The following is an 828-nucleotide window of genomic DNA, read 5'->3' on the forward strand; positions in this document are numbered from 1 at the left end:
GGCGTGCTGGCGGCGAAGGCTCGCAAGACCTTGCTGCTGACCGGCACGTTGATGGGCGGCTACGGCGACGATCTGTTCTACCTGCTGTTCCGAGCCCTTCCCGGGCGGATGATCGAAGACGGCTATCGCCCGACCACGAGCGGCAGCATGACCTCGGCCGCGATGGCGTTCATGCGCGATCACGGTGTCCTGAAGGACATTTATTCCGAGAGCACCGGGACGGCGCACAAGACCGCGAAAGGCACGAAAGTCAGTGTCAGAACGGTCAAGGCCCCGGGCTTCGGCCCGAAGGGTGTGCTGCGCTGCATCCTGCCGTTCACGATCTTCCTCAAGCTCAGAGACATCGGCGGCAATGTCCTGCCGCCGTATGACGAAGAGTTTCGTGAAGTCGCGATGGACACGGCGCAAGCCGCGGCCTACCGCGATCTGGCAGGTCGGCTGACCGCGGAGCTGAAACAGGCTCTGGCGCGACGCGATACTACCTTGCTCGGTGTAGTCCTCAATGTGCTGCTGGCCTGGCCGGATTGCTGCTTCCGGTCGGAGACCGTTGTGCATCCGCGTACGCGCAACACCCTGGCGTTTGTCCCGGCTCAGTTCAACGAGTTCGAGATCAGCCCCAAGGAGCGTGAGCTGATCGACATCTGCAGGGAAGAGAAAGCACAGGGCCGCAAGGTTCTGGCCTACACCGTCTATACCGGCACGCGCGACACGACTAGCCGGTTGAAGGTATTGCTGGAGCAGGAAGGCTTCAAAGTGGCGGTACTGCGCGCAAGCGTGGATGCCAGCCGCCGCGAGGACTGGATCGCCGAGCAGTTGGACCGTGGCATC

Annotated in this window: 1 pseudogene; it reads left to right on the top strand. The window is 62.8% G+C overall.

The window, feature by feature from the left end:
* Window positions 1-828 (top strand): annotated as a pseudogene (locus BRO63_RS04530) (DEAD/DEAH box helicase); the annotation flags it as partial.

Source organism: Achromobacter xylosoxidans, from assembly GCF_002192695.1.
GTDB lineage: Bacteria > Pseudomonadota > Gammaproteobacteria > Burkholderiales > Burkholderiaceae_B > Achromobacter > Achromobacter xylosoxidans_C.